Here is a 20,888-nt window from a genome sequence, read left to right as displayed (position 1 = left end):
TATGGACTTGGGAACTGACTTCATCAAAACGTTACAACAGTGTTACGTTGAGTAAACAGACTAGGGAGGAATTGTGGAGATTAATAAAAATTAATAATAAAGTGAAAAAGAACATTTATTTATTAGAAAATCTAATTAAGCAAAATGAGTTCCTATTATTTAGTTTTAAAAAAAATATCTTTTAATTTTTTCATTTCGTTTTTTCGAATTTGTTCTCTATATCTTCAAATGTGATGTAAATCTCATTATTTATTGGAGTAAACGGCATAGTTATTGCTTATTATGAGAATAAGGCGCTTTTTAGCACTTTTTTGAACCATCTTCTGCCAGAAATATAAACGTACAGGGCAGAACTGTATTTTTGCTTATTCGGGATAAAGTTATTTTAACTTTTTAGTGGTTATGTGTTTCATTAAATAGATTTTTCACATGAAAAATATATTAAGAAATGCTGCTTTATTTCAAATAATCAAAAATAAAAATAGATATCTATAAACAAAAAAACAGAGATATGACAGATGAAAATTATTGCTTCCCTTCTTGTAATCGTCGGCTTGATCGCCGTTGTTCTCTATTTAAAGCCCACAAGTGGTGCATCTGATGTGTTTAATTCTGCTTTACATGAGTCGAATTCGCCACAACCAGACACATCGTCTTTTCTTTCTAAACTTAAGGAGCCTACTCAACCTAAAAATCTATCTCAACATTCAACTCATCCACAATCGGTATCAGCTGATACTGTTCCTTTTTATGACACAAAAAGTGATCCTTCAATTCAACCGATTGATCCAGAAAAAGATCCAGCAAATGAAATAAAAGCGAAATAAGTAAATTGTTAGTTGAAAAACTACGGAGAAAAATAATGCAAAGTAAAACGTTATTTCTATTAGGTCTATGTACGATTTTAAGTACAACTGCATCAGCTCTTCCTTTAGATTCTAAAGGTGCTAAACAGCGATTAAATCAGGCAGCAAAACAAAAAGTATTTCAGGGCAAAATCGATTTAGATGCCTTGGTGAATAATGATTCGAATGATTTAATTGTTGAATACAATATTGCTTCGGTGAGCGTGCCTTCCGGGTTAGAACGGCGAAGTTATATTGCAACAAATAAGAAAAATTTACAGGCAAGGTTTAACCGTGCTGGTGGTATTCAAGTACTTCGGGACTACAATAATTTGCCTTTAGCTTTTTATCGGATTAGTAACCGCGAAGCTTTGGTCTCTTTACTCAATGATCCGAATGTTAAAGCGGTTTACCCAAATCGTATTAATCAAACCACGACCAATGAAAGTTTACCTTTAATTAATCAACCACAAGCAAATATCAATGGTTTCACTGGGGAAGGCTCTAGTGTGGCAGTGATTGATACAGGGGTGAATTATCTTCATTCTGATTTTGGTTGTACGGCAGTAAATACACCGTCAAATACTTGTCGCGTTGTTTACTCATTTGATAGTGCACCAGATGATGGCGCTTTAGATGATGATGGGCATGGTAGTAATGTTTCTGGCATTGTATCCAAGGTTGCCACCAAGACCAAAATTATAGGCATTGATGTTTTTAGAAAGGTCAGATCCCAAGGTAAATGGGTAAGCACAGCTTATGATAGTGATATCCTCGCAGGGATTAACTGGGCTGTAAATAATGCGCAAACCTATAATATTAAAGCAGTTAACTTAAGCCTTGGCGTACCAGGTGTTAAATATACCTCGGAGTGTAGCGACAGCAGTTATGGAACAGCATTTGCTAATGCACGAGCTGCTGGTGTGGTACCTGTAGTCGCTTCAGGCAATGATGCATTTTCAGATGGAATTTCATCTCCTGCCTGTGTTGCTGGTGCAGTAAGAGTTGGTGCTGTTTATGACAGTAATATTGGGGGTGTGTCATGGGGGAATCCTGTGAAATGTTCTGACCCAACAACAGCAGCAGACAAAGTAGCGTGCTTCAGTAATGGTGGTAGCCTTGTGACTTTATTGGCACCGGGGGCAATGATTACCGCGGGTGGCTACACTATGGGAGGTACATCTCAAGCTACACCACATGTGGCAGGTGCGATTGCTTTATTACGAGCGAATAGCGTAAGTCCAACAGAAAGTATTGATCAAACCATCAGCCGTTTAAAAACGACAGGTAAGCCAATCACTGACTCAAGAACGGGCTTGGTTTTCCCGCGTATTGATTTACTGGCAGCAACAAATGGCTTAACTATTAATTAATAGCTTATTTATAATTTTTTAAATTAGGTCCAAGAAATTTTTAAAATAGCTATAACCCGTTGCAGAAGGTAGCTTTTGCAACGGGCTTTTTATGAAAAAGTATTAATGACACTTTTCTAAATTTGCTGGATTAAAGTTATTTTGGAGTTTTTTGAAATTATTCTGAATTTCTGGATCTTGAATATTAAAAGTTGTTGAGCTTTTAGTCGTAGAGTTTGTTGCCTGATTTAATATGCCTGACTCATCAGGATATTGTTGGGTAAATGATGTAGCTGAAATCAGCCCCTTATCATTAAATACCCAGTGTTCAGTAACGTGTCCGCCCCCTAAATATCCCGTAAATTCAATCATGCAAGCTTGCTTATCTTGTTTAATGAGTTTGGCTACATTACCTGTAGTTGATGGATAAGCTTCGATATTGGTATCTTGCTCTAGAACTTGTGCCTGAGAATAAGATGAAGAAGGCGGTGCAGAGGTTGCACATGCAGTTAATGCTAAGCAGCATAGTGTTGAAAAGAGAAGTTTTTGACTATTCATAAGGCAGATTCCTAGCTCTTTATAGTTGATGATCAATAGTTCTAAATGAATATCTGTATTTATAAAAGCGCGAATTTATCGCGCTGTCCTAGCAAATTAGTTAGTTGTTGTGCTCGATTTACTTAGCTCACCTTGTTCAATTGGGATATTTTCACCGTTTCGACTACTGGTAATATTTTGCTTCGCTTGATCTATTTTATTTTCTGTAAAAGCTTTGGCTGTATCTGCTTTTTGTTGAACGACTTCTGCTTTTTCAGCTGTAAATTCTTTGGTGTTTTTCCACTTTTCACTAATTTTATTTGAGGTTTTTTCAGAAGCTCCTTGAATAGAGTCTCCTAAATTTTGTATGCCTTTTCCAGTTTTATATAACAATACACGACCTAAACTTGGGTTATCACCATAAGGTTGTGCTTTAGAGGTTGTTTCACCCACTTGTTGTGGTTGCGTTGTTTCAGCAAATAAGGTCGATGAAGCCAACATAGAGGTCGCAATACATAAAATGTGTATGGTTTTCATTTTGGATAAATCTCCCCAACCAGAATCAAAAGATGAAGTGGTGATCTTACTGTTAAAAATAAAGCTTGTACTGCAATGAGATAAAACCCATACGATTTGATTACGATAAATCATCACTTGTTCGCAATAAAGTAATTCTCCCAATGACTCATAAACAAAATTCAGATTTAATCAATTCTAAAAACATATCTCTGGCTTTATGGTTGCTCACATTTTTATGCCAAAAAAATTGATTCTGCATAAAGGCAAGATGTTCAAATTTATAGCCTCGAATATTGGTTAAATTTTTATATTGTTCATAAATACTCTTCGGTACCAAAGACACACCAGAGCCTGCACTGACGCAACCGATAATGGTGGCGTAACTGGTAATGCTCGTAATTGGAAGTGAAATATTTTTGAGCTTAAGCCATTCTTCGAGAGCTGCTCGGTAAGGGCAGCCTTCAGTCCACATAAAAATTTCTTTACCAATCAGGTCTTCTTGGTTGTGGATCTCTCCCAAAGAATGGGATGCAATCAAGACCATTTCTTCTTGATAAATACTAAGTTTATTTAGCATAGGAAACTCGATATTGCCCGCGACAATTGCACCATCAAGTTTGTGTTGAGAAATATCGACTAATAGCTGTTTCCATGTGCCTGTAATAATTTGAATGGAAACCTCTGGAAAACGTTGATGATATTTCGCAAGTAAATTGGGTAGGCGAGTTGTAGCAGAAGATTCAATAGCCCCAATTTTTAATGGACCAGAGGGCGGTGCATCAGGGTGAATACTTCGTTTCGCTTCATCACACAGTGCTAAAATTTTATGGCAATAATTAAGAAAAATTTCTCCAGAGGGTGTGAGCTTTAAACTTTTTCCTTCCCGATAAAACAGCGGTGCGCCTAATTCTTCTTCGAGTTGTTTAATGCGCGTTGTGATATTGGATGGTACACAATGTAGTTGCATTGATGCCTTAGCCATCGTGCCACACTCAACCACGGTCTGAAACATTTTTAACTGAGCGATATCCATATTTTATCATTCACTTTTAATGAATATTTTACTCAATATAAGTTAATTTTATTCAACTATCCATGCGCATATGATGAAAGAGTTCCATTTCATTAGTGCAGATTTACCATGGCAATTTCTCTTGCTGCCGAAACCCAGCCTCCCGCATTTAAGCTCTATTTATGTATTGCTGTGACCGTCTTTTGTTGGGGCTATTCACCTATTGGCGTACATAGTGCTTTGCATTCATATACACCGCAGCATATTGCCTTGCTCCGCTTTTTGATTGCATCGTTTTTTTTACTGCTTTTGGTCATGAAAAAAGGCACTCAACCTTTAAAGTGGAAAGATGTCCCTGCACTTGCTGTATTAGGTTTTTTCTCTGTAACTCTGCATCATTTGCTTATAAATACAGGGCAGCAATATGTAAGTGCAGTCGCATCTAGTATTTTGAGTCAATCTATTCCGTTATTTACTTTTATTATTTCAGCTTTGCTTTTTAAGGAAAAAATTAGTTTCAAACAATGGTTATGTATTTTGCTCGGTCTTTGCGGCGCCGTGTTGGTGGTTAGTGGAGATCATGGTTTTGGTATGCCGAGCCCTTATAGTTTATTGATTGTTTTAGCTGCAATTGCATGGGGACTTTATTTTAATTTATATAAAAAATTTGCTTTAAATTATGATGCCTTGAGCATGATGTGCTACATCATCTGGTTCGGGACTATTCCTTTACTTTTTTATAGTGCTCATTTGCCTGATGAAATTTTACATGCCACTTGGCAAGCTAATATGTCAGTTGTCTTGCTAGGTATTTTCCCAAGTGCGATGGCTTATGTACTTTGGGGCTATGTACTTAAAAATATGCCATTAACGATTGCATCGAATTTTTTATATTGTTCGCCTATTGTCGCCATGAGTTTGGCGGTTCTTTTTTTAAATGAAAAACCATCAATGATGGTGTTGCTGGGTGGAGTAATTATTGTGGGGAGTTTGGTGTGGATGAATTGGGGGAATAGGCGTACTATCGAATAATCTATAGATCATTAAACTATCTATAGATTGATATTATGTCATGCACTACTTACTTTAAGAGAATGAGATGATTGTTGTTACTTTGACTTATAAAAAACCATTAGCCGAAGTTGATGCTGTACTCAAAGAGCATATTGCATTTTTAGGTCATTACTATGAGCAAAAGAAATTTCTGGCGTCGGGGCGCCGGGAAAATAGAGTAGGTGGGGTGATTTTAGTTCTAAGCTCTTCGGTTCAAGAAGCTGAAGAGATCATGAAAAATGATCCGTTTTATATTCATGATGTGGCTGATTATGATTTTATGTGGTTTGAGCCATCGAAAAGTTTAGAAGAAATTAAAGAGTTTGTTTAACGTAAAAAATAAAGGGATCTATAAAAGATCCCTTTATTAATAATGAGCTAATTAACCCTGCAACACACTTACATCAGCAGTAGTAAATAAGCCACGTAACTGAGCCAATAAATGTAAAGGGTTTGCTTTTAGGTCAGCATCATCCGCTATCACCATTAAGCCATCAAAGAAGGTATCGTTAGGTACACAAAGCATTATAAGCTCAGAATCTTTACTTAAACCATTTTCTAAAGCTCTGGCAAAAAGAAAAACAGCACAATAGCTCCAAAAATTCCGCTTAAGATCAGCCAATCTTTTTTACGCATATCTGCAAGGCGAATCACCGAAAGATAAATACTGCTGAAAAAAACCAAAACAAAAACCAGCAAAACTAGCGGATTATTGAAGAAGAATTTGCTGATGCCAAATAGCACGAAAATAATGGTACTAGAAACCCAATACAGCAGAGCCAAAATAAATTTGTTCACTGATAAATTACGAACAGAACGATCTAAACGAGGCAAAGTTATAGCTAGCATAATCAGCCCTGCAAAACCGCCTAGAATAGAGATAATCATAAAGAACAGGCCGCTCATATCTGGTTTGGTTTGTATATGAGGATATAGCTTCCATAGACCATAACCGAATGCCAGCAAAAAGGTGTGGCAAAGAACAAGGTAAGCATCTATACGGTAAAACTTTTTAATTGAAGTGGTATTCATTATGATGACTGCTGATTTATTCTTAATATTAAAAAACCCCACTAATTTATAGAGGGGTTCTCATTAAATTACAACAAATAAAGGCTTAGCCTTGCAACACACTCACATCAGCAACAGCAGTAAACAAGTTACGTAACTGAGCTAATAAGCGTAAACGGTTTGCTTTCAGGTCAGCATCATCAGCCATGACCATTACACCATCAAAGAATGCATCAATCGGTGCGCGAAGTGCTGCAAGCTTAGAGAGTGCAGCAGTGTAATCTTTTGCTGCAAGTAATGGTTCAACCACAGGAGTAACTGCTTGAAGTTCAGCGAATAATGCTTTTTCAGCATCCTCAACCAAGTTTGCTTCAACTACAGAACCTTCTGGTGCAGCTTCTTTTGCAAGAATATTAGCGACACGCTTGTTTGCAGCAGCAAGTGCAGCAGCTTCAGGTAATGTGCGGAAGTGATTAACAGCATTTACGCGCTTGTCAAAATCAAGTGGAGACTTCGGTGCAAGTGCTTGAACAGCTTGAAGTACGTCAACAGCAACACCTTGGTCTTCGTACTTAGCACGGTAACGACCTTCCAAGAATGCAACCGCATCAGCAAGAGTCTTGTCATGGTCTTTAACGATGTCGCCATAACCTTGAAGTGCAAGATTAACTAGCTCTTCAATTGTTACGTCTAGCTCATTTTCAATGATTAAACGTAAGATACCAATTGCTGAACGACGAAGAGCAAACGGGTCTTTAGAGCCTGTAGGCGCTTGTCCAATACCGAAAATACCAACAAGGGTATCTAAACGGTCAGCAAGGGCAATCGTTGTACCTGTTTTGGTTTTTGGTAAAACATCACCAGCAAATTTTGGTAAATATTGTTCACCTAAAGCTTCAGAAACTTCAGTGTTTTCACCTTCAATACGCGCGTAGTAAGTACCTGCAATACCTTGAAGTTCTGGGAACTCACCAACAAGCTCAGAGGTTAAGTCGCATTTAGCAAGTAATGCAGCTTTTTCAGCCTCGGCTGGGTTTGCACCAGTGATTGAAGACAATGCAACTGCAAGTTTTGCAATACGTGTTGATTTATCCCAAAGCGTACCGAGTTGTGCTTGGAATACCATGTTTGCTAGTTTTTCTTTACGAGATGCAAGTGGTTGCTTTTGATCTTGTAAGAAGAAGAACTCAGCATCAGACAAACGAGGACGAACAACTTTTTCATTACCTTCAATAATTTGAGTCGGGTCTTTAGACTCAATGTTTGAAACAGTAATGAAGTAAGGCTGTAATTTACCTTCGCTATTGATCAAGCAGAAATATTTCTGGTTGTCTTGCATCGTCGTAATAAGTGCTTCTTGAGGAACAGCAAGGAAGCGCTCTTCAAAGTTTGCACGTAAAGCCACAGGCCATTCAACCAGACTTGTTACTTCATCAAGTAAATCCGCTGGAACAATCGCAGTTGCGTTCACTTCATCAGCTAACTTTTTCACTTGTTCTTGAATGGTTGCTTGACGTTTTTCAAAGTTCGCAACAACGTAAGCTTTCTCTAAAGCAGCTAAATAGTCATTTGCATGCGCTAACGTCACAGCTTCAGGTGCATGGAAACGGTGACCATAAGTCACATTGCCAGCTTTGTGATCTTGAATAGTCGCGTCAACAATTTGGTCATCTTTAAGTAAGAGAACCCATTTCACTGGACGTACAAATTCGGTACGGCTTGCAGCAGAACGCATACGCTTAGCAATTGGTAAATTGTCTAATGCAGTTTGTAAAATCTGTGGAAGTAAAGCATCAAGGCTTTGACCTTTTACATCTTTTAAATAGCAAACTTTTTCAACTTTACCTGCTTGGAAAGTAGAAAGCTGATCAACTGTAATGCCTTGGCCACGCATAAAGCCTTCAAGTGCTTTAGTCGGTTTGCCTTCTGCATCATAAGCCGCTTGAACAGCAGGGCCGTCAAAACGTTTTTGTGTATCAGCTTGAGCAGCATCAATATCAACAATTTTAAGCGCTAAACGACGTGGAGCTGCATAAGCTTCAATTGATGCGAAGTTTAAGCCCGCATCTTTTAAACCTTTTACCGTTTCTGCCTGTAATGCATCACGTAAAGTTTTTAAGCTTTTTGGTGGAAGCTCTTCACAGCCAAGTTCGAATAAAACAGTATGTTTGCTCATTAGTTTTTCTCCGCCTTTGCTGCTTCACTTTCAGCTTGTGCTTTTAGCTGTGCCAATACTTCATCACGCAAGTGTGGTTCTGCCATTGGGAAGCCAAGCTCTGCACGTGCTTGTACATAACTTTGTGCAATAGCACGCGCTAAAGTACGTACACGTAAAATGTAACGTTGACGCTCAGTTACAGAAATTGCGCCACGTGCATCAAGCAAGTTAAAGGTATGAGACGCTTTAACCACTTGCTCATAAGCAGGAAGAGAAAGTTTTGCTTCAATTAAACGGTTTGCTTCTGATTCATAAAAATCAAACAGTTCAAATAGTTTTTCAACTGGAGCGTATTCAAAGTTGTAAGTTGATTGCTCAACTTCATTTTGATGGAATACGTCGCCGTAGGTTACAGTACCAAATTGGCCTTTGGTCCAAACAAGGTCATAAACCGAGTCAACACCTTGAAGGTACATTGCAAGACGTTCTAAACCGTAAGTGATTTCACCTGTTACTGGGTAACATTCAACACCACCGACTTGTTGGAAGTAAGTGAACTGAGTCACTTCCATACCGTTAAGCCAAACTTCCCAACCTAAGCCCCAAGCACCTAGCGTCGGAGATTCCCAGTTGTCTTCTACAAAGCGAATATCGTGAGTAAGCGTATCGATCCCGATTGCTTTTAAAGAATCAAGATAGAGCTGTTGGATGTTGTCTGGATTTGGCTTAAGTACCACTTGGAACTGGTAATAGTGTTGCAAACGGTTCGGGTTTTCACCATAGCGGCCATCTTTTGGACGACGTGAAGGTTGAACGTATGCAGCATTCCAAGTTTCAGGCCCTAAAGCACGTAAGAATGTTGCGGTGTGGAATGTTCCAGCGCCCATTTCCATGTCGTAAGGTTGTAGTACGACGCAGCCTTGTTCGGCCCAATAGTTTTGTAGGGCAAGAATTAAGCCCTGAAATGTATCAATGTGCGAGATGGCGCGACTCATGTAGCATCCACGAATTTATGAGAAAAATTGCCCCTAAGTATAAGGATTTTGTGGGGGAGTGGCAAAGGCTAGTTTGGGAATTTCAGATTTGATGGTTTAGCTGCTTTTTTTATACTTTTGAGTAGTAATATCCAATATGTAATAGCGAAAATTATAGAAAAATAACTAAAGAAAATGATCATTTCTATTGGTGCGAATTCTAAGCACATTAAACTAAGAATTAACGTAGTAAGTATGATCGCACTAGTAATAATTGAGAAAAAATTTATGAAATTATACTTTTGCAAGAAAAGTTGAAATAGATAAGCAGGTATAAACGCGAGTATGTAATAAGTCATTACAACCATAAAGAGTATCAAAGGCATATTCGCAGCAGTTTTTAGAATTTCTAAAGTGAATCCTTCATATAGCATCATGGTAAAGATCCATAGAAGCCAAGCAGGTATAAATAAGTAGAGTGGGACTTTTAAAAGACTATATAAAATTTGGCTTTGATTGGGATCTAAATTTTGAATGAAAATTTTAAAATTAGATTTTTTCATATAAATCAATATGAGTTTGATTCTTATAACTATGTATAGCATGAATAAAAGTTAATGTATTTGAAAATGTGATCAAATCAAAATGTTTAATTAATATAGTTCTGCTTATAAGGATTTTATATTCAATTAGCTGAGCGTTCATTCAATGTTGATGTTCTGTTCTGTGAATTTAGACTGATAGGCAACCGTTACAGAATTTTTGTTATATTGAAGCATATTAAAAATTATAGAATCGAGAATTAGTTATGCTGAAATTTTGCTGCAAACTCATTGTTTTATCCAGCCTTTTTTGTAGTCCATGGCTTTACGCGCAAACCGAAACTGATGAGCAAGATGAATATAATCAATGTGTAGATCAGACCATTAAAGAAATGCAACTTGAAAGCATTAATAATATGGTCGTGTATAGTTGTTCTGATAAAGCTAAAAAGACTTATGAAGAAAAAATTGTTGCTCTCATTGATCAAATTCGTACACAAAGCGAAGAATACAAACAGCCAGAACGTTACCAAGATATTTTAAAATCTCAGCGACTTTGGAAAGCTTATGTAGATCAGGAATGTAGTAATGCAGGCTCATACATTGGCTCACCGATGTATTCGTATTGCCCAATGCAAGAGTATGAAAAGCGTGTAAAGCAGCTTGAAGAATACGTTAATTAAGCTAGTCCATTTTAAACGTCACCTCATGACGCTGAGCGTACTTCACTGGATTAAATTTAAGAATGCAAAATGATATTTTCTAAACGATGCCATAAATGAGTCGTTTGATATGTCTGATCGCATTCGGGAAAAACTACAAATTCTTGCTGATGCCGCTAAATATGATGTGTCTTGTTCATCAAGTGGCAGTGACCGTAAAAACAAAGATAAAGGTCTAGGGGATGCCAGCCATTCGGGTATTTGTCATAGCTATACCGAAGATGGTCGCTGTGTATCACTCTTAAAAATTCTATTTAGTAATGTTTGTATTTTTGACTGCGCCTATTGCGTTTCACGTCGTTCTAATGACGTCCAGCGTGCAGCATTTACAGTGCAAGAAGTCGTAGATTTAACTATTAATTTTTACCGCCGTAATTATATTGAAGGCTTATTTTTAAGCTCGGGCATTTTTAAATCGGCGGACCATACGATGGAGCGTATGCTCCAAGTCGTAAAGAAATTGCGCCTTGAAGAAAACTTTAATGGCTATATTCATTTAAAAACAATTCCGGGAGCATCGCCTGAACTGATCCATGAAGCAGGTTTATATGCTGACCGTATGAGTATTAATTTAGAGATGCCTACCGAGGTTGGCCTAAAAACTTTTGCACCAGAAAAATCACATCAGGAAGTGCAAAAAGATTTAGGTTTGGTCCGTGACAGACTGATTCAGCTTAAAGATGAACGCCAAATCATTAAGCATGTCCCAAAGTATGTGCCAGCAGGGCAGACCACTCAAATGGTAGTGGGTGCACATCAAGAGTCAGATCAAGATGTTTTGTTTATGGCAGACAAGCACTACAAAGAATTTAAACTTAAACGCGTCTATTTTTCTGGTTATATCCCAATTAATACTGAAAATAATTATTTACCAGCAGTGGGTTCTGCACCGCCATTATTGCGGGAAAACCGACTCTATCAAAGCGATTGGCTCATGCGCTTTTATGGTTTTCAGGTTAATGAAATCGTCAATGAAAAACATCCAAACTTAGATCTTGATGTAGACCCGAAATTAAGCTGGGCTTTAAGGCATCCTGAACAGTTTCCGGTAGATTTAAATTGTGCCGACTATCAAATGATTTTGCGTGTACCAGGCATTGGCGTGAAATCGGCTAAGAAAATTGTTCAGGCTCGCCGTTTTGGAAGAATCCATATCGATTTACTTAAAAAACTCGGCGTGGCTTATCAGCGTGCAAAATTCTTTATTCGCTGTGAAGACAGCCCAAAATTCCAAAAAGAACTTTCTTCAAGTTTTATTCGGCAGCAGATTTTAACGCAGGGATCTTCGAAATATGTGCAGCAACTCTCGCCACAATTAAGCCTTGGGTTTTAGCCATGTTTAATGATGAAGTGGCTTACTATTTTGATGGTTCAATGGTTGGGCTACTGAGCTGTGTTTTTCGTGCATTTCAATTTAAAGAATTACAGGTCAGGCTCTGTTTAAATGATGCGGCTCAACATGGCTTATTTGCTGATAAAATTGAGATTTCAAATAACGAGCAACATGCCGAGCGTGTTTGGTCAGCACTACAAAAAAAGCTTTCACCATCTTCGTTAAAACAATTTTATTTTGCCTCTTTATCTGAGTCTTTAGACGCCTATCAGCATTTATTTAATTACTGTATCTATGTGTTTACTAGCCATGTTTCCATTGAAAAAGATTATTCAAATCCTAGTGTTTTAGCGATTGCACAATGGACGAAAAAGGTCGGGCGAGAGAAGCATCGAATGGAGGCTTTTATTCGTTTTAAGAAAACCAAAGATGAGCTTTTTTTGAGTTTAGTTCGTCCCGATTTTAATGTTTTACCGCTTATTCAGCCGCATTTTAAACGGCGTTATCAAGATCAACGTTGGCTTATTTATGACGAGCAACGCAAGTTTGGAATTTACTATGATTTACGTGAAATACATGAAGTTTCACTTGAAGCCTCAAAAGTTGACCGTAATTTAAAAAATGGAATGAGTCAAAGCTTTCAGCTTGAGCTGGATGAGCAGGAAGTTTTATATGACCAGCTTTGGAAAGATTATTTTAATAGCGTTAATATTACTGAGCGCCAAAATATAAAACTTCATGTGCAATATTTACCAAAACGTTACTGGCGTTACTTAAATGAAAAATTGATGGAATATTAAAGTTTTAAAATAATAAAGATAATTTTCAATAAGTTTTCTTGTCGTTTAAAGATATAATTTAAATGCACTTTATGTGGCTTTGCGCGTATACTTTTGCCCGTTATAAATAACGGCATATCCCCAAAGGTGTACTGTGAGTGTTATACAGCCAGAATGGTTACAGATTTTAAAGCCAAATTTTAAGGTTTTACCTTTAAAGGAACGGTTACTTTGCGGTATTGGAGCGTTGTGTGGTTTAGCAATTTCTTCCTTAATTAGCTGGTATGTTCTAGGTGGAATTAATGCTTGGTACATCGCCCCAATGGGCGCCTCATCTGTTCTATTGTTTGCTGTGCCGACTAGTCCCTTGGCTCAACCATGGAATGTGATTGTTGGTAATACCTTAGCTGGAATTATTGGTGTTGCCTGTGCGCAGTGGATTCCTGATTTAACTACAGCTTTTAGTGTCGCAGTAGGTTTTGCCATATTTTTAATGATGACCACCGACTCTTTACACCCACCAAGTGGTGCAGTCGCCATTACGGCTGTGTTGGGCGGTGCTGCAATTCATAAATTAGGCTTTTATTTTATTTTTTATCCAGTTTTACTCAACTCGTTGCTTTTACTCGGTTTCGCCATCTTTTTTAATAGATTAATTGGGCGGCATTATCCGGTTACTGCTCATCTTAATGACCGTAGTAAAGACCCTACACCGACTCAAAAAGTATCTATTCAACCCAAAGACATTGAGTATGCATTAGGGCATCACACAGAATTACTAGATATTAGTCAGTACGATTTAGAAAAAATCATTTTAGAGGCTCAGGAACATGCCAATGAGCGCATGGTAAATCAATATATCTGTCAGGATATTATGAGCCGTGATGTTATCAAACTACATGAAGCTGACGACATTCATCAGGCGCTCGATAAATTTAAACAAGTGAACTTGATGAGCCTACCTGTAGTAAATGCAGAAAACCATTTGGTGGGAACTTTAGCGTTATATGAAGTTGTAGAGTGGTTTAAAGGTGCAGCAGATCCAAGAAACTCTTGGCAGCATTATGTAAAACAAATTATGAGTCGTCGAGTGGTCACGGTACTACCAACTCAACCTATTCAAGATTTGGTGCCATACTTTGTAGAAAAGTCGTTTAACTACATACCTGTGGTTGAAGATCGCAAGCTCGTAGGAATGATCAGCCGCGCAGATATGATTGCTGCGTTACAGCAACAGTTAAATCAAAAGCTATAATTTTTAGAATAAAAAAAGCTACGGTTGATTAGGGGATGCAACCGTAGCGACCAAAATTATTAATTAACGTACTTGTTCTTCATTTACTGTTCGAACGGATTGTCGATAGCCTTCAATATGCTCTGGCTGTTTTTTTGGAATGACTAACCATAAAACCAGATAAACTAAAATTCCTGGAAAGGCCGCACTCATAACTGAGATCAAAACAAAAATGACGCGTAGTAAAGTTACGTTCCAACCAAAACGTTCAGCAATACCACCCATTACACCGGCGATCATGCTGTGTCGGTTCGAGCGATATAAACCAGAACTGGCCATCTAATTCTCCTTAAAGATAAATAATTACAAGAAGCTATTGTGCTCTTGCTTAATAAAAATATGGAGGCGAAATAACGGGTTTAAAGTCCTCTCAAAAGTAAATTGGTTAAAATATGTAAAGGATTGGGATGAAGGAAACCAACATCAACTAAAATGCACCTTTTCAGGGCTTAAGGGTTTATTGCAGCAATTGGTTAATGCCTGAAATGAATATAAACATGGCGGTTGCTGTTATCTGTGAATAATGTATATGTCTTTGAAGCGGTCTAGTTTTTTAGTTAAGTATTTAGTTGTAGGGGCTATGATGTGCCTGACACTGAGTGCTTGCGATATAAACCATGCCAACTCAAAAGATCACTCTAGTGCCAGCTCTAATTCTACGCATGAAGAAAATCTAATAAAAAATAGTACATCTACAAAAACATTAGATTATGTTGCAGGACGTACTTTTTTACCTGAAGAGAACTTAGATCAAACCAAAAAGTTAAGCGGAACCTTATTGCAATATGTAGGGCGATATCACACCCGAATTTCATGTGAGGATGCTTTTGCTGATTGTGAGTCGGGCGAAGCAGAGTACATTTTAAATTTATTACCCAATGGATCGGCTTATTGGAATGTTATTCATTTTGGTCGCGTGGGAAGTAAAGATGGGGCTAAAAGTGCTGCTGTAAATGAATTATGTCCTTCTTTAAATTGGAAGGTGGATGAAAAAGAGCATGAGTTAACGATTCAATGTCCTTTATCTAAAGTTAATTTTTATTTTAATTTTGATTCAAACAAAAGATTGATTATGAATCTAGAGAAGCTGTTTTATAGCGATTATGGTAAAAACCGTGAATTTTTAGAGCAAAACTATTTTGTTCCAAATAAGGCTTATGTATTAACTAAAGAATAAATATTACTTGAATAAAAAAGAGCGCAATATGAATTGCGCTCTTTTCGTTTCTCTATTTAAAAATCATTAGTAGTCGAAGCTAAAGTGTTCAACTGGTAATGATGTTAATGTGCGAGAGCTTGTTACCATCGACTCTGCATGACCTTGGGTACGAGGTAACATACGGTCAAAGTAGAAGTCTGCAACTTTGATTTTAGCTTTATAGAATTCAGGTGTTTCTGCACCATCACCTGCTTCAAGTTTTTCAGAAGCAATGACTGCTTGTTGCGCCCAGAAGTAAGCCATCATCACGTAACCAGAGAACATTAAAAAGTCTACAGAAGCAGAAGATACGATGTCACGGTCTTTACGTGCAGCAAGCATGATACGAACAGTTAATGTATTCCATTGAGCACAAAGCTTAGTTAAGTCCCAAGCAAAACGACGTAAGTATTTATTACGTGCGTGCGCAGCACAGAATTTTAAGATTTCAGCAGTGTAGTCACGAACCACTTTGCCTTTTGAGCTAAGCAATACTTTACGACCAATCAAGTCAAGTGCTTGAATGCCTGTTGTACCTTCGTATAGCGTTGAAATACGAGCATCACGAGCGATTTGTTCCATGCCCCATTCTTTGATGTAGCCGTGGCCGCCGTAAACTTGCATACCGTTATTTGCAGCTTCTAAACCAAGTTCAGTCAAGAAACCTTTCAAAATTGGAGTGTAGAAACCAAGTTTATCATCATAGTCTTCGTAAGCAGCTTGGTCGCCACGTGTTAATGCATCTGTCATTTTGTCTGCAAGTTTTGCAGCATGATAGATCATTGAACGACCACCTTCAGCAATTGCTTTTTGAGTCAACAATAGACGGCGTACGTCAGCATGATGAATGATTGCATCAGCAACCTTATCTGGATCTTTCTTACCAGAAAGCGCACGCATAGACATACGGTCTTTCGCATAAGGTAACGCACCTTGATAAGATAACTCAGCATGTGCAATACCTTGAACAGCAGTACCAATACGTGCTGTGTTCATGAAGGTAAACATTGCATGTAGGCCTTTGTTTACTTCACCGATTAAATAACCAGTTGCATTATCAAAGTTCAGCACGGCAGTAGCAGAGGCACGAATCCCCATTTTGTGTTCGATTGAACCACAAGCGACTGTATTACGTTCACCAACACCGCCATCAGCAGTAGGGATGAATTTAGGTACTATAAATAATGAAATACCACGAGTACCAGCAGGAGCATCTGGAAGACGTGCAAGTACGATGTGAATAATATTTTCAGTTAAGTCATGTTCACCGGCAGAAATGAAGATTTTTGTACCAGAGATTTTATAAGTGCCATCTGCTTGAGGTTCAGCTTTAGTTTTAACTTGCCCTAAGTCTGTACCACATTGAGGTTCGGTTAAGCACATTGTGCCGCTCCATGTACCTTCAACAAGTTTAGGCATATAGGTTTGTTTTTGTTCATCAGTACCGAATTGCAAGATAGTATTCATACAACCCGAACTTAAGCCAGGGTACATCGTAAATGACCAGTTTGCAGTACCCATCATTTCTGATTTAATCAGATTTAATGACATTGGTAGGCCTTGACCACCAAATTCTTCTGGATAAGAAAGACCTTGCCAACCGCCCATTACGAATTGGTCATAAGCTTCTTTAAAGCCTTTAGGCGTTCTCACTTCACCATTGTCAAAATGGCAACCTTCTTCATCACCAGGTTGGTTAAGTGGCGACAATACGTTTTCACAATAATCTGCCGCACCTTCAAGAATCATATCAACTGTATCTGGATCTGCATTTTCACCATTTGATAAAGTTTTATAGTGAGCAGGGTAATCTAATACTTCATTCATTAAGAAACGAATATCATGTAGCGGGGCTTTATATGCTGGCATGGCTTTAATCCTAATTTTGAATCATTGTGGGATTATCTGAATCGATGATTTGATTATTCACTCACCTGATAAAAATACAATGATAATCACATCCGAAAGAAATGTCAGAAAAGCGAATTTTGTCGAAAATAAATACACCCGAAAATACATTTTCTGCTACATTCAGGACTTATACTTTTATGTGAAAAAACAACTATTTTTTATTTTTAGCAAGTTTTGCTAAAAAGATAAAGCTATAAGGTTTTAAAAAAGGTTATGCATTTAAAATATCTCAGTTTATGTTTATTTAGTTTGGGTTTGACCGCATGTGCGCAGCATAACCTACGTCCATCAGTGGCATCTGCCAACTTAGATCAAAAAGTCATTCAGGGTATGAATGCAATGTATGAATACCCAAGCTATGACTACCGCGGGCATTTTAAAGTTAATGTTGATTCAAATCAGCCTAAGAAAATCAGTACTGTAGAGAAAACGGCTCAGCTTGATGCTGAAGTGCAAAAAAAAGTAGATCAATATTTACGTGAACAAAAAACTAATTTGAATAAAAAACAGAAGCAGGCGCTTTATGCTGCAATTGCAAATGAGCAATCTGTTTCGGGTGTATCTGACGAATCACGTTCAGAAAAAGTAAATGCCGTATTAATTAATTTATTAAATGATCTCCAATTTAGTTACGATGGTTCAGTTCATTACCGACAAAAAATGGGGTCGTTAAATCTCACTGCAAGATATGAGAAACCGACCTTACTGGTACAGGCAAAATTGCCAATGGTACTTGATCTGAAAGACTATAAATTTTACGTTAATTATTTCGGATTAATGCCTTATCTCGTAAATAAAGACAATCAAAATAACTTGGCGTATGTCGATTTTTCAAAGTATAAAAATCTGTTTACAAACGTCGATATGAAGAAGTTTGTTGAATATGCGAAAGCTTCTAGCGCGGTATCTTATCGTTTGGCTGAACCTCAAAATTTACAGCGTTTACCAGTTACCGATGCTGACCGTAAAGCAGGAATTGTAGAAAAAATTCGTTTAAAAGATACGGTCGAAGAGTTATTGCTGCAATCGGAACTCTATAGTCAGGTCAATGCAAAATATTTGCAAAAAAATGTTTTAGGATTTGATGATCAAAAGATTGCTGAATCTATAGCAACGGATCTTGCTGCTTCTGAAGCTAAGAAAAAGGCGACTGGTGCTGAGGGGCAGAAGGTTTCTTCTGAAGATGCAGCGGCTGTCAGTCAGCAACTTTATTCGCTTATTAATGCTCATTTTGGCAATACATTGGCTTCTGAGGAAGGTGATGAAGACCAAGCAAGTGCAGCTCAAGAAGTGGCAGCAGCAGAAGCAGCCTCTGATTCAGCTCAAGCCGAAGACGTTGCTGTAGCAGATGCTGAACCAACTGCACAAGATGAAGAAGTGGCTACACTTACAGAAGAGCAGTGTGTTGAATTACAGTCTCTTAAGAAACCAGTTGCCTTAGGTGATATTAATTACTGTCAAATTTACGGTATTAATGTGCTTGATCAGAGCGCTGTAAATACTGAAAAAACTCAGATGAAAGCTCGTCAAGCTGCCCTAAAACAAACTTTTGCTGCTTATGATCAGAACCAGTTTGTGAATGATGATGCATTTAAAGCTTTGTGGTTAAAACATAAAGCAGAGATTGAGCAAGCTTTACCAAAACAAAGAAATCCAATTACGATAGATGTTGGACTTGATGAAAAAGGCCGTTTAGTCAACGCAGATTATGATGTTGCCTATACACCGGCCGAGTTTAATCATCGCTTTAATATTAAAATGGACATGCAAATTTTAAATTATGGTAAAGCCACTTCAATTGACCAGCAGCAGCTTAAACAAGCTAAATCAGTTGCTGAAGCAAGCAAAGGTTCGCTATTTGAAAACTTTGTAAAAGGCTTTAGTGAAAAACTTGGGCAGAGTGATGTTTCTGAACATCCAGTTGGCTTACATAGCGATGTACAAGATTTAGATTCTAGTCTAGCGCTGTTGGCTAACCAAACTTATGATGCAACACGTGCCTATGACAAAACATATAAGGCTGTGTTTATTGCAAAATTGACTGCCGAAAAACCGTCATATATTCATTATTATTCAGTTCAACAGTTGCAAGAAATTGCTGAAGTTTATGCTTACTGGTTCTCTGAAGAAGAAACTTATAATCCTCAAGGTAAGGCTTTAGAGCGTATTGAGGCATTGCAGAAAAAGCATCATCTTGAGCAAGAAGAGCAATTTGATAATGATTTAGGTCGTGCTGTGGACCATATTGTGATTACGACAATACAAGGTGAGGCAGGGCGTGAAGCATGGCAAAAATTACAAAAACAATATAAGCAGCCTGAGCAGCTTTTCTCGAAGCAATATCAATTAAAATTTGAACAACAAAATGGTGCTTCTGCTGAAGAAAAACCATTGTTGTCGCAAACAGCTGATATTTTAGGTAAGGCTTATGCTGCTGCGCGTAAACAGCAACTTACGGAGAAAACAATTCAGAATTTAAAACCTGAACATAATGAATTTATTGATTATGAGATTTTCCGAGATGTTTATAAGCAGATGGTTACAGCTAAAAAATAATAGATGAGATAAAAAAAGAACCTACTTAAAGTAGGTTCTTTTTTGTTTTATAGAAAATCTTTTAATTCAGGTCTCACACCATTCCATATATAAAAGGCTTCAATAGCCTGACCCACTAACATTCCAAAACCTTCCGCATAAGGCACATTGCGTTGTTTAGCTTGCTCAAGGAAGCTAGATGGCTTGCCATAAGCCATTTCATAGGCATATTTGAACTCTAGATTTTCTGGTAATTGTAATGCATCACCTGAAAGGCTTGCAGAAGTTGCATTAATTACAATATCAAAATTCCCAACTAACTCACTTAGAGAAATTGCTTGTAATTGAGCTTGAGGAACTGCTGCTTTTAAGTCATCTACAAGTTGCTCTGCACGAGCGAGAGTACGGTTTGCAATCACAATCTTTTTAGCGCCAGCCTGTACCAGTGGGTAAATAACACCACGAGTTGCCCCCCCAGCTCCTAAAATTAAAATATTTGTATTTTCTAGGTTCCAGTCTAAGGCTTGAATTGCGGCCACTAAGCCTTGGCCATCAGTATTATCGCCGTGCAATTTGCCATTCTGCATCCATAACGTATTCACCGCTTTCGCAATTTGAGCACGTTCGGTTAGCACATCACACAAAGCAAAAGCTTGTTCTTTAAATGGTACGGTAACGTTCATGCCACTTCCGCCATTTGCAAAGAAACTACGCATACTTGGTTCAAAACCATCAAGAGGGGCAAGACGTTTTTGATAGTCGAGATCAACACCTGTTTTTTTAGCGAAAGCATGATGCAATTCAGGAGAGCGTGATTGTTCGATTGGGTTGCCAATTACTGCAAACTGTTTGGTCATTCTTATATCCAAAATTTTAAAATGGCATGAAGCAGTTAAAAACGTGTGCTGAATATTCAGCAGGCCTCACTATAAGCCAAATTGGAATAAGAAAAAATATTTGAATGAGGTTCAGAAAAGTGAAAATAAAAAAGGAGATTCTCTAGGGTGGAAGCCAAAGAATCTCCAAAAAGCAAAAAATTAAGCGACTTTTTCTTTTAAATTTAACCAGTCACGTGGTTTTAGGTAATAGTCAGTTAAACGTTTCTCTGGCGAG

Annotated in this window: 21 protein-coding genes; 10 read left to right on the top strand and 11 right to left on the bottom strand. The window is 37.8% G+C overall.

Annotated features, from left to right (window positions below):
- Positions 1-518: 518 nt before the first annotated feature.
- Together UC75_RS09285 and UC75_RS09280 are read left to right on the top strand one after the other, a co-directional pair.
- A complete protein-coding gene (locus UC75_RS09285) occupies positions 519-827 on the top strand; it encodes a hypothetical protein (RefSeq protein WP_049837410.1) in 309 nt (102 codons plus the stop codon).
- 35 nt (positions 828-862) lie between these two features.
- A complete protein-coding gene (locus UC75_RS09280; RefSeq protein ID WP_049837409.1) occupies positions 863-2,218 on the top strand; it encodes a S8 family peptidase in 1,356 nt (451 codons plus the stop codon).
- Positions 2,219-2,320: 102 nt separating this feature from the next.
- Here UC75_RS09280 and UC75_RS09275 read toward each other — a convergent pair whose 3' ends face one another.
- From UC75_RS09275 to UC75_RS09265, 3 genes are all read right to left on the bottom strand, one after another.
- Positions 2,321-2,755, bottom strand: coding sequence for a hypothetical protein (locus tag UC75_RS09275; RefSeq protein WP_013196749.1), 435 nt, complete (start codon positions 2,753-2,755; stop codon positions 2,321-2,323).
- A 96-nt stretch (positions 2,756-2,851) separates the two neighbouring features.
- On the bottom strand, positions 2,852-3,271 hold the full coding sequence (locus UC75_RS09270; RefSeq protein ID WP_013196750.1) for a hypothetical protein: 420 nt from the start codon (positions 3,269-3,271) through the stop codon (positions 2,852-2,854).
- Between the two features lie 148 nt (positions 3,272-3,419).
- Positions 3,420-4,286: a LysR family transcriptional regulator gene (locus tag UC75_RS09265; RefSeq protein WP_049837408.1), complete on the bottom strand. Its 867-nt coding sequence runs from the start codon at positions 4,284-4,286 to the stop codon at positions 3,420-3,422.
- A gap of 108 nt (positions 4,287-4,394) precedes the next feature.
- Here UC75_RS09265 and UC75_RS09260 point away from each other — a divergent pair, with 108 nt between their 5' ends.
- A complete protein-coding gene (locus UC75_RS09260; protein WP_049837407.1) occupies positions 4,395-5,297 on the top strand; it encodes a DMT family transporter in 903 nt (300 codons plus the stop codon).
- A gap of 67 nt (positions 5,298-5,364) precedes the next feature.
- Entirely contained in the window at positions 5,365-5,649 is a 285-nt protein-coding gene (locus UC75_RS09255) for a YciI family protein (RefSeq protein WP_049837406.1), read from the top strand.
- A 51-nt stretch (positions 5,650-5,700) separates the two neighbouring features.
- Here UC75_RS09255 and UC75_RS19160 read toward each other — a convergent pair whose 3' ends face one another.
- The 4 genes from UC75_RS19160 to glyQ all read right to left on the bottom strand — a co-directional run bounded on the left by UC75_RS19160 (position 5,701) and on the right by glyQ (position 9,482).
- Positions 5,701-5,844, bottom strand: a complete 144-nt coding sequence (locus UC75_RS19160) for a hypothetical protein (protein WP_049837405.1) — start codon at positions 5,842-5,844, stop codon at positions 5,701-5,703.
- Between the two features lie 32 nt (positions 5,845-5,876).
- On the bottom strand, positions 5,877-6,350 hold the full coding sequence (locus UC75_RS09245; protein WP_049837404.1) for a hypothetical protein: 474 nt from the start codon (positions 6,348-6,350) through the stop codon (positions 5,877-5,879).
- Between the two features lie 85 nt (positions 6,351-6,435).
- Entirely contained in the window at positions 6,436-8,505 is a 2,070-nt protein-coding gene (glyS, locus tag UC75_RS09240; RefSeq protein ID WP_049837403.1) for a glycine--tRNA ligase subunit beta, read from the bottom strand.
- Entirely contained in the window at positions 8,505-9,482 is a 978-nt protein-coding gene (glyQ, locus tag UC75_RS09235; protein ID WP_002044989.1) for a glycine--tRNA ligase subunit alpha, read from the bottom strand. Before glyQ ends, glyS begins: the two co-directional genes overlap by 1 nt.
- A gap of 787 nt (positions 9,483-10,269) precedes the next feature.
- On the opposite strand from glyQ, the gene UC75_RS09225 reads away from it, so the two are divergent.
- From UC75_RS09225 to UC75_RS09210, 4 genes are all read left to right on the top strand, one after another.
- Entirely contained in the window at positions 10,270-10,686 is a 417-nt protein-coding gene (locus tag UC75_RS09225; protein WP_049837401.1) for a lysozyme inhibitor LprI family protein, read from the top strand.
- Positions 10,687-10,795: 109 nt separating this feature from the next.
- On the top strand, positions 10,796-12,058 hold the full coding sequence (locus tag UC75_RS09220) for a putative DNA modification/repair radical SAM protein (RefSeq protein WP_049837400.1): 1,263 nt from the start codon (positions 10,796-10,798) through the stop codon (positions 12,056-12,058).
- A 2-nt stretch (positions 12,059-12,060) separates the two neighbouring features.
- Positions 12,061-12,858 (top strand): TIGR03915 family putative DNA repair protein, encoded by a 798-nt coding sequence (locus UC75_RS09215; RefSeq protein ID WP_049837399.1) that lies wholly within the window; start codon positions 12,061-12,063, stop codon positions 12,856-12,858.
- Positions 12,859-12,991: 133 nt separating this feature from the next.
- On the top strand, positions 12,992-14,092 hold the full coding sequence (locus UC75_RS09210) for an HPP family protein (RefSeq protein ID WP_049837398.1): 1,101 nt from the start codon (positions 12,992-12,994) through the stop codon (positions 14,090-14,092).
- Positions 14,093-14,155: 63 nt separating this feature from the next.
- Here UC75_RS09210 and UC75_RS09205 read toward each other — a convergent pair whose 3' ends face one another.
- Positions 14,156-14,410 carry a PspC domain-containing protein gene (locus UC75_RS09205; RefSeq protein ID WP_004789692.1) on the bottom strand — a complete coding sequence of 85 codons (255 nt, stop codon included), beginning with the start codon at positions 14,408-14,410 and terminating at the stop codon, positions 14,156-14,158.
- A 250-nt stretch (positions 14,411-14,660) separates the two neighbouring features.
- On the opposite strand from UC75_RS09205, the gene UC75_RS09200 reads away from it, so the two are divergent.
- Complete coding sequence (locus UC75_RS09200) at positions 14,661-15,308, top strand: hypothetical protein (RefSeq protein WP_128825229.1); 648 nt, start codon at positions 14,661-14,663, stop codon at positions 15,306-15,308.
- A 66-nt stretch (positions 15,309-15,374) separates the two neighbouring features.
- On the opposite strand, the gene UC75_RS09195 is transcribed toward UC75_RS09200, so the two are convergent.
- A complete protein-coding gene (locus UC75_RS09195; protein WP_005301163.1) occupies positions 15,375-17,198 on the bottom strand; it encodes an acyl-CoA dehydrogenase C-terminal domain-containing protein in 1,824 nt (607 codons plus the stop codon).
- 255 nt (positions 17,199-17,453) lie between these two features.
- On the opposite strand from UC75_RS09195, the gene UC75_RS09190 reads away from it, so the two are divergent.
- Positions 17,454-19,796 carry a hypothetical protein gene (locus UC75_RS09190; protein WP_049837396.1) on the top strand — a complete coding sequence of 781 codons (2,343 nt, stop codon included), beginning with the start codon at positions 17,454-17,456 and terminating at the stop codon, positions 19,794-19,796.
- A 47-nt stretch (positions 19,797-19,843) separates the two neighbouring features.
- Here UC75_RS09190 and aroE read toward each other — a convergent pair whose 3' ends face one another.
- Together aroE and UC75_RS20925 are read right to left on the bottom strand one after the other, a co-directional pair.
- Entirely contained in the window at positions 19,844-20,632 is a 789-nt protein-coding gene (aroE, locus tag UC75_RS09185) for a shikimate dehydrogenase (protein WP_049837395.1), read from the bottom strand.
- A 180-nt stretch (positions 20,633-20,812) separates the two neighbouring features.
- Positions 20,813-20,888, bottom strand: a 76-nt coding sequence (locus tag UC75_RS20925) for a hypothetical protein (protein ID WP_228137280.1), incomplete at its 5' end; no start/stop codon positions are given.

The organism is Acinetobacter sp. V2, from assembly GCF_001188385.1.
In the GTDB taxonomy this organism is placed as follows: Bacteria; Pseudomonadota; Gammaproteobacteria; order Pseudomonadales; family Moraxellaceae; genus Acinetobacter; species Acinetobacter oleivorans.
Note: the sequence above shows the minus strand (reverse complement) of the source record. Positions and strands in the feature narration are given on the sequence as shown.

Coding starts and splice junctions, on each gene's coding strand:
- UC75_RS09285 (WP_049837410.1), top strand. CDS start 519: ATGAAAATTATTGCTTCCCTTCTTGTAATCGTCGGCTTGATCGCCGTT.
- UC75_RS09280 (WP_049837409.1), top strand. CDS start 863: ATGCAAAGTAAAACGTTATTTCTATTAGGTCTATGTACGATTTTAAGT.
- UC75_RS09275 (WP_013196749.1), bottom strand. CDS start 2,755: ATGAATAGTCAAAAACTTCTCTTTTCAACACTATGCTGCTTAGCATTA.
- UC75_RS09270 (WP_013196750.1), bottom strand. CDS start 3,271: ATGAAAACCATACACATTTTATGTATTGCGACCTCTATGTTGGCTTCA.
- UC75_RS09265 (WP_049837408.1), bottom strand. CDS start 4,286: ATGGATATCGCTCAGTTAAAAATGTTTCAGACCGTGGTTGAGTGTGGC.
- UC75_RS09260 (WP_049837407.1), top strand. CDS start 4,395: ATGGCAATTTCTCTTGCTGCCGAAACCCAGCCTCCCGCATTTAAGCTC.
- UC75_RS09255 (WP_049837406.1), top strand. CDS start 5,365: ATGATTGTTGTTACTTTGACTTATAAAAAACCATTAGCCGAAGTTGAT.
- UC75_RS19160 (WP_049837405.1), bottom strand. CDS start 5,844: ATGCTTTGTGTACCTAACGATACCTTCTTTGATGGCTTAATGGTGATA.
- UC75_RS09245 (WP_049837404.1), bottom strand. CDS start 6,350: ATGAATACCACTTCAATTAAAAAGTTTTACCGTATAGATGCTTACCTT.
- glyS (WP_049837403.1), bottom strand. CDS start 8,505: ATGAGCAAACATACTGTTTTATTCGAACTTGGCTGTGAAGAGCTTCCA.
- glyQ (WP_002044989.1), bottom strand. CDS start 9,482: ATGAGTCGCGCCATCTCGCACATTGATACATTTCAGGGCTTAATTCTT.
- UC75_RS09225 (WP_049837401.1), top strand. CDS start 10,270: ATGCTGAAATTTTGCTGCAAACTCATTGTTTTATCCAGCCTTTTTTGT.
- UC75_RS09220 (WP_049837400.1), top strand. CDS start 10,796: ATGTCTGATCGCATTCGGGAAAAACTACAAATTCTTGCTGATGCCGCT.
- UC75_RS09215 (WP_049837399.1), top strand. CDS start 12,061: ATGTTTAATGATGAAGTGGCTTACTATTTTGATGGTTCAATGGTTGGG.
- UC75_RS09205 (WP_004789692.1), bottom strand. CDS start 14,410: ATGGCCAGTTCTGGTTTATATCGCTCGAACCGACACAGCATGATCGCC.
- UC75_RS09200 (WP_128825229.1), top strand. CDS start 14,661: ATGTCTTTGAAGCGGTCTAGTTTTTTAGTTAAGTATTTAGTTGTAGGG.
- UC75_RS09195 (WP_005301163.1), bottom strand. CDS start 17,198: ATGCCAGCATATAAAGCCCCGCTACATGATATTCGTTTCTTAATGAAT.
- UC75_RS09190 (WP_049837396.1), top strand. CDS start 17,454: ATGCATTTAAAATATCTCAGTTTATGTTTATTTAGTTTGGGTTTGACC.
- aroE (WP_049837395.1), bottom strand. CDS start 20,632: ATGACCAAACAGTTTGCAGTAATTGGCAACCCAATCGAACAATCACGC.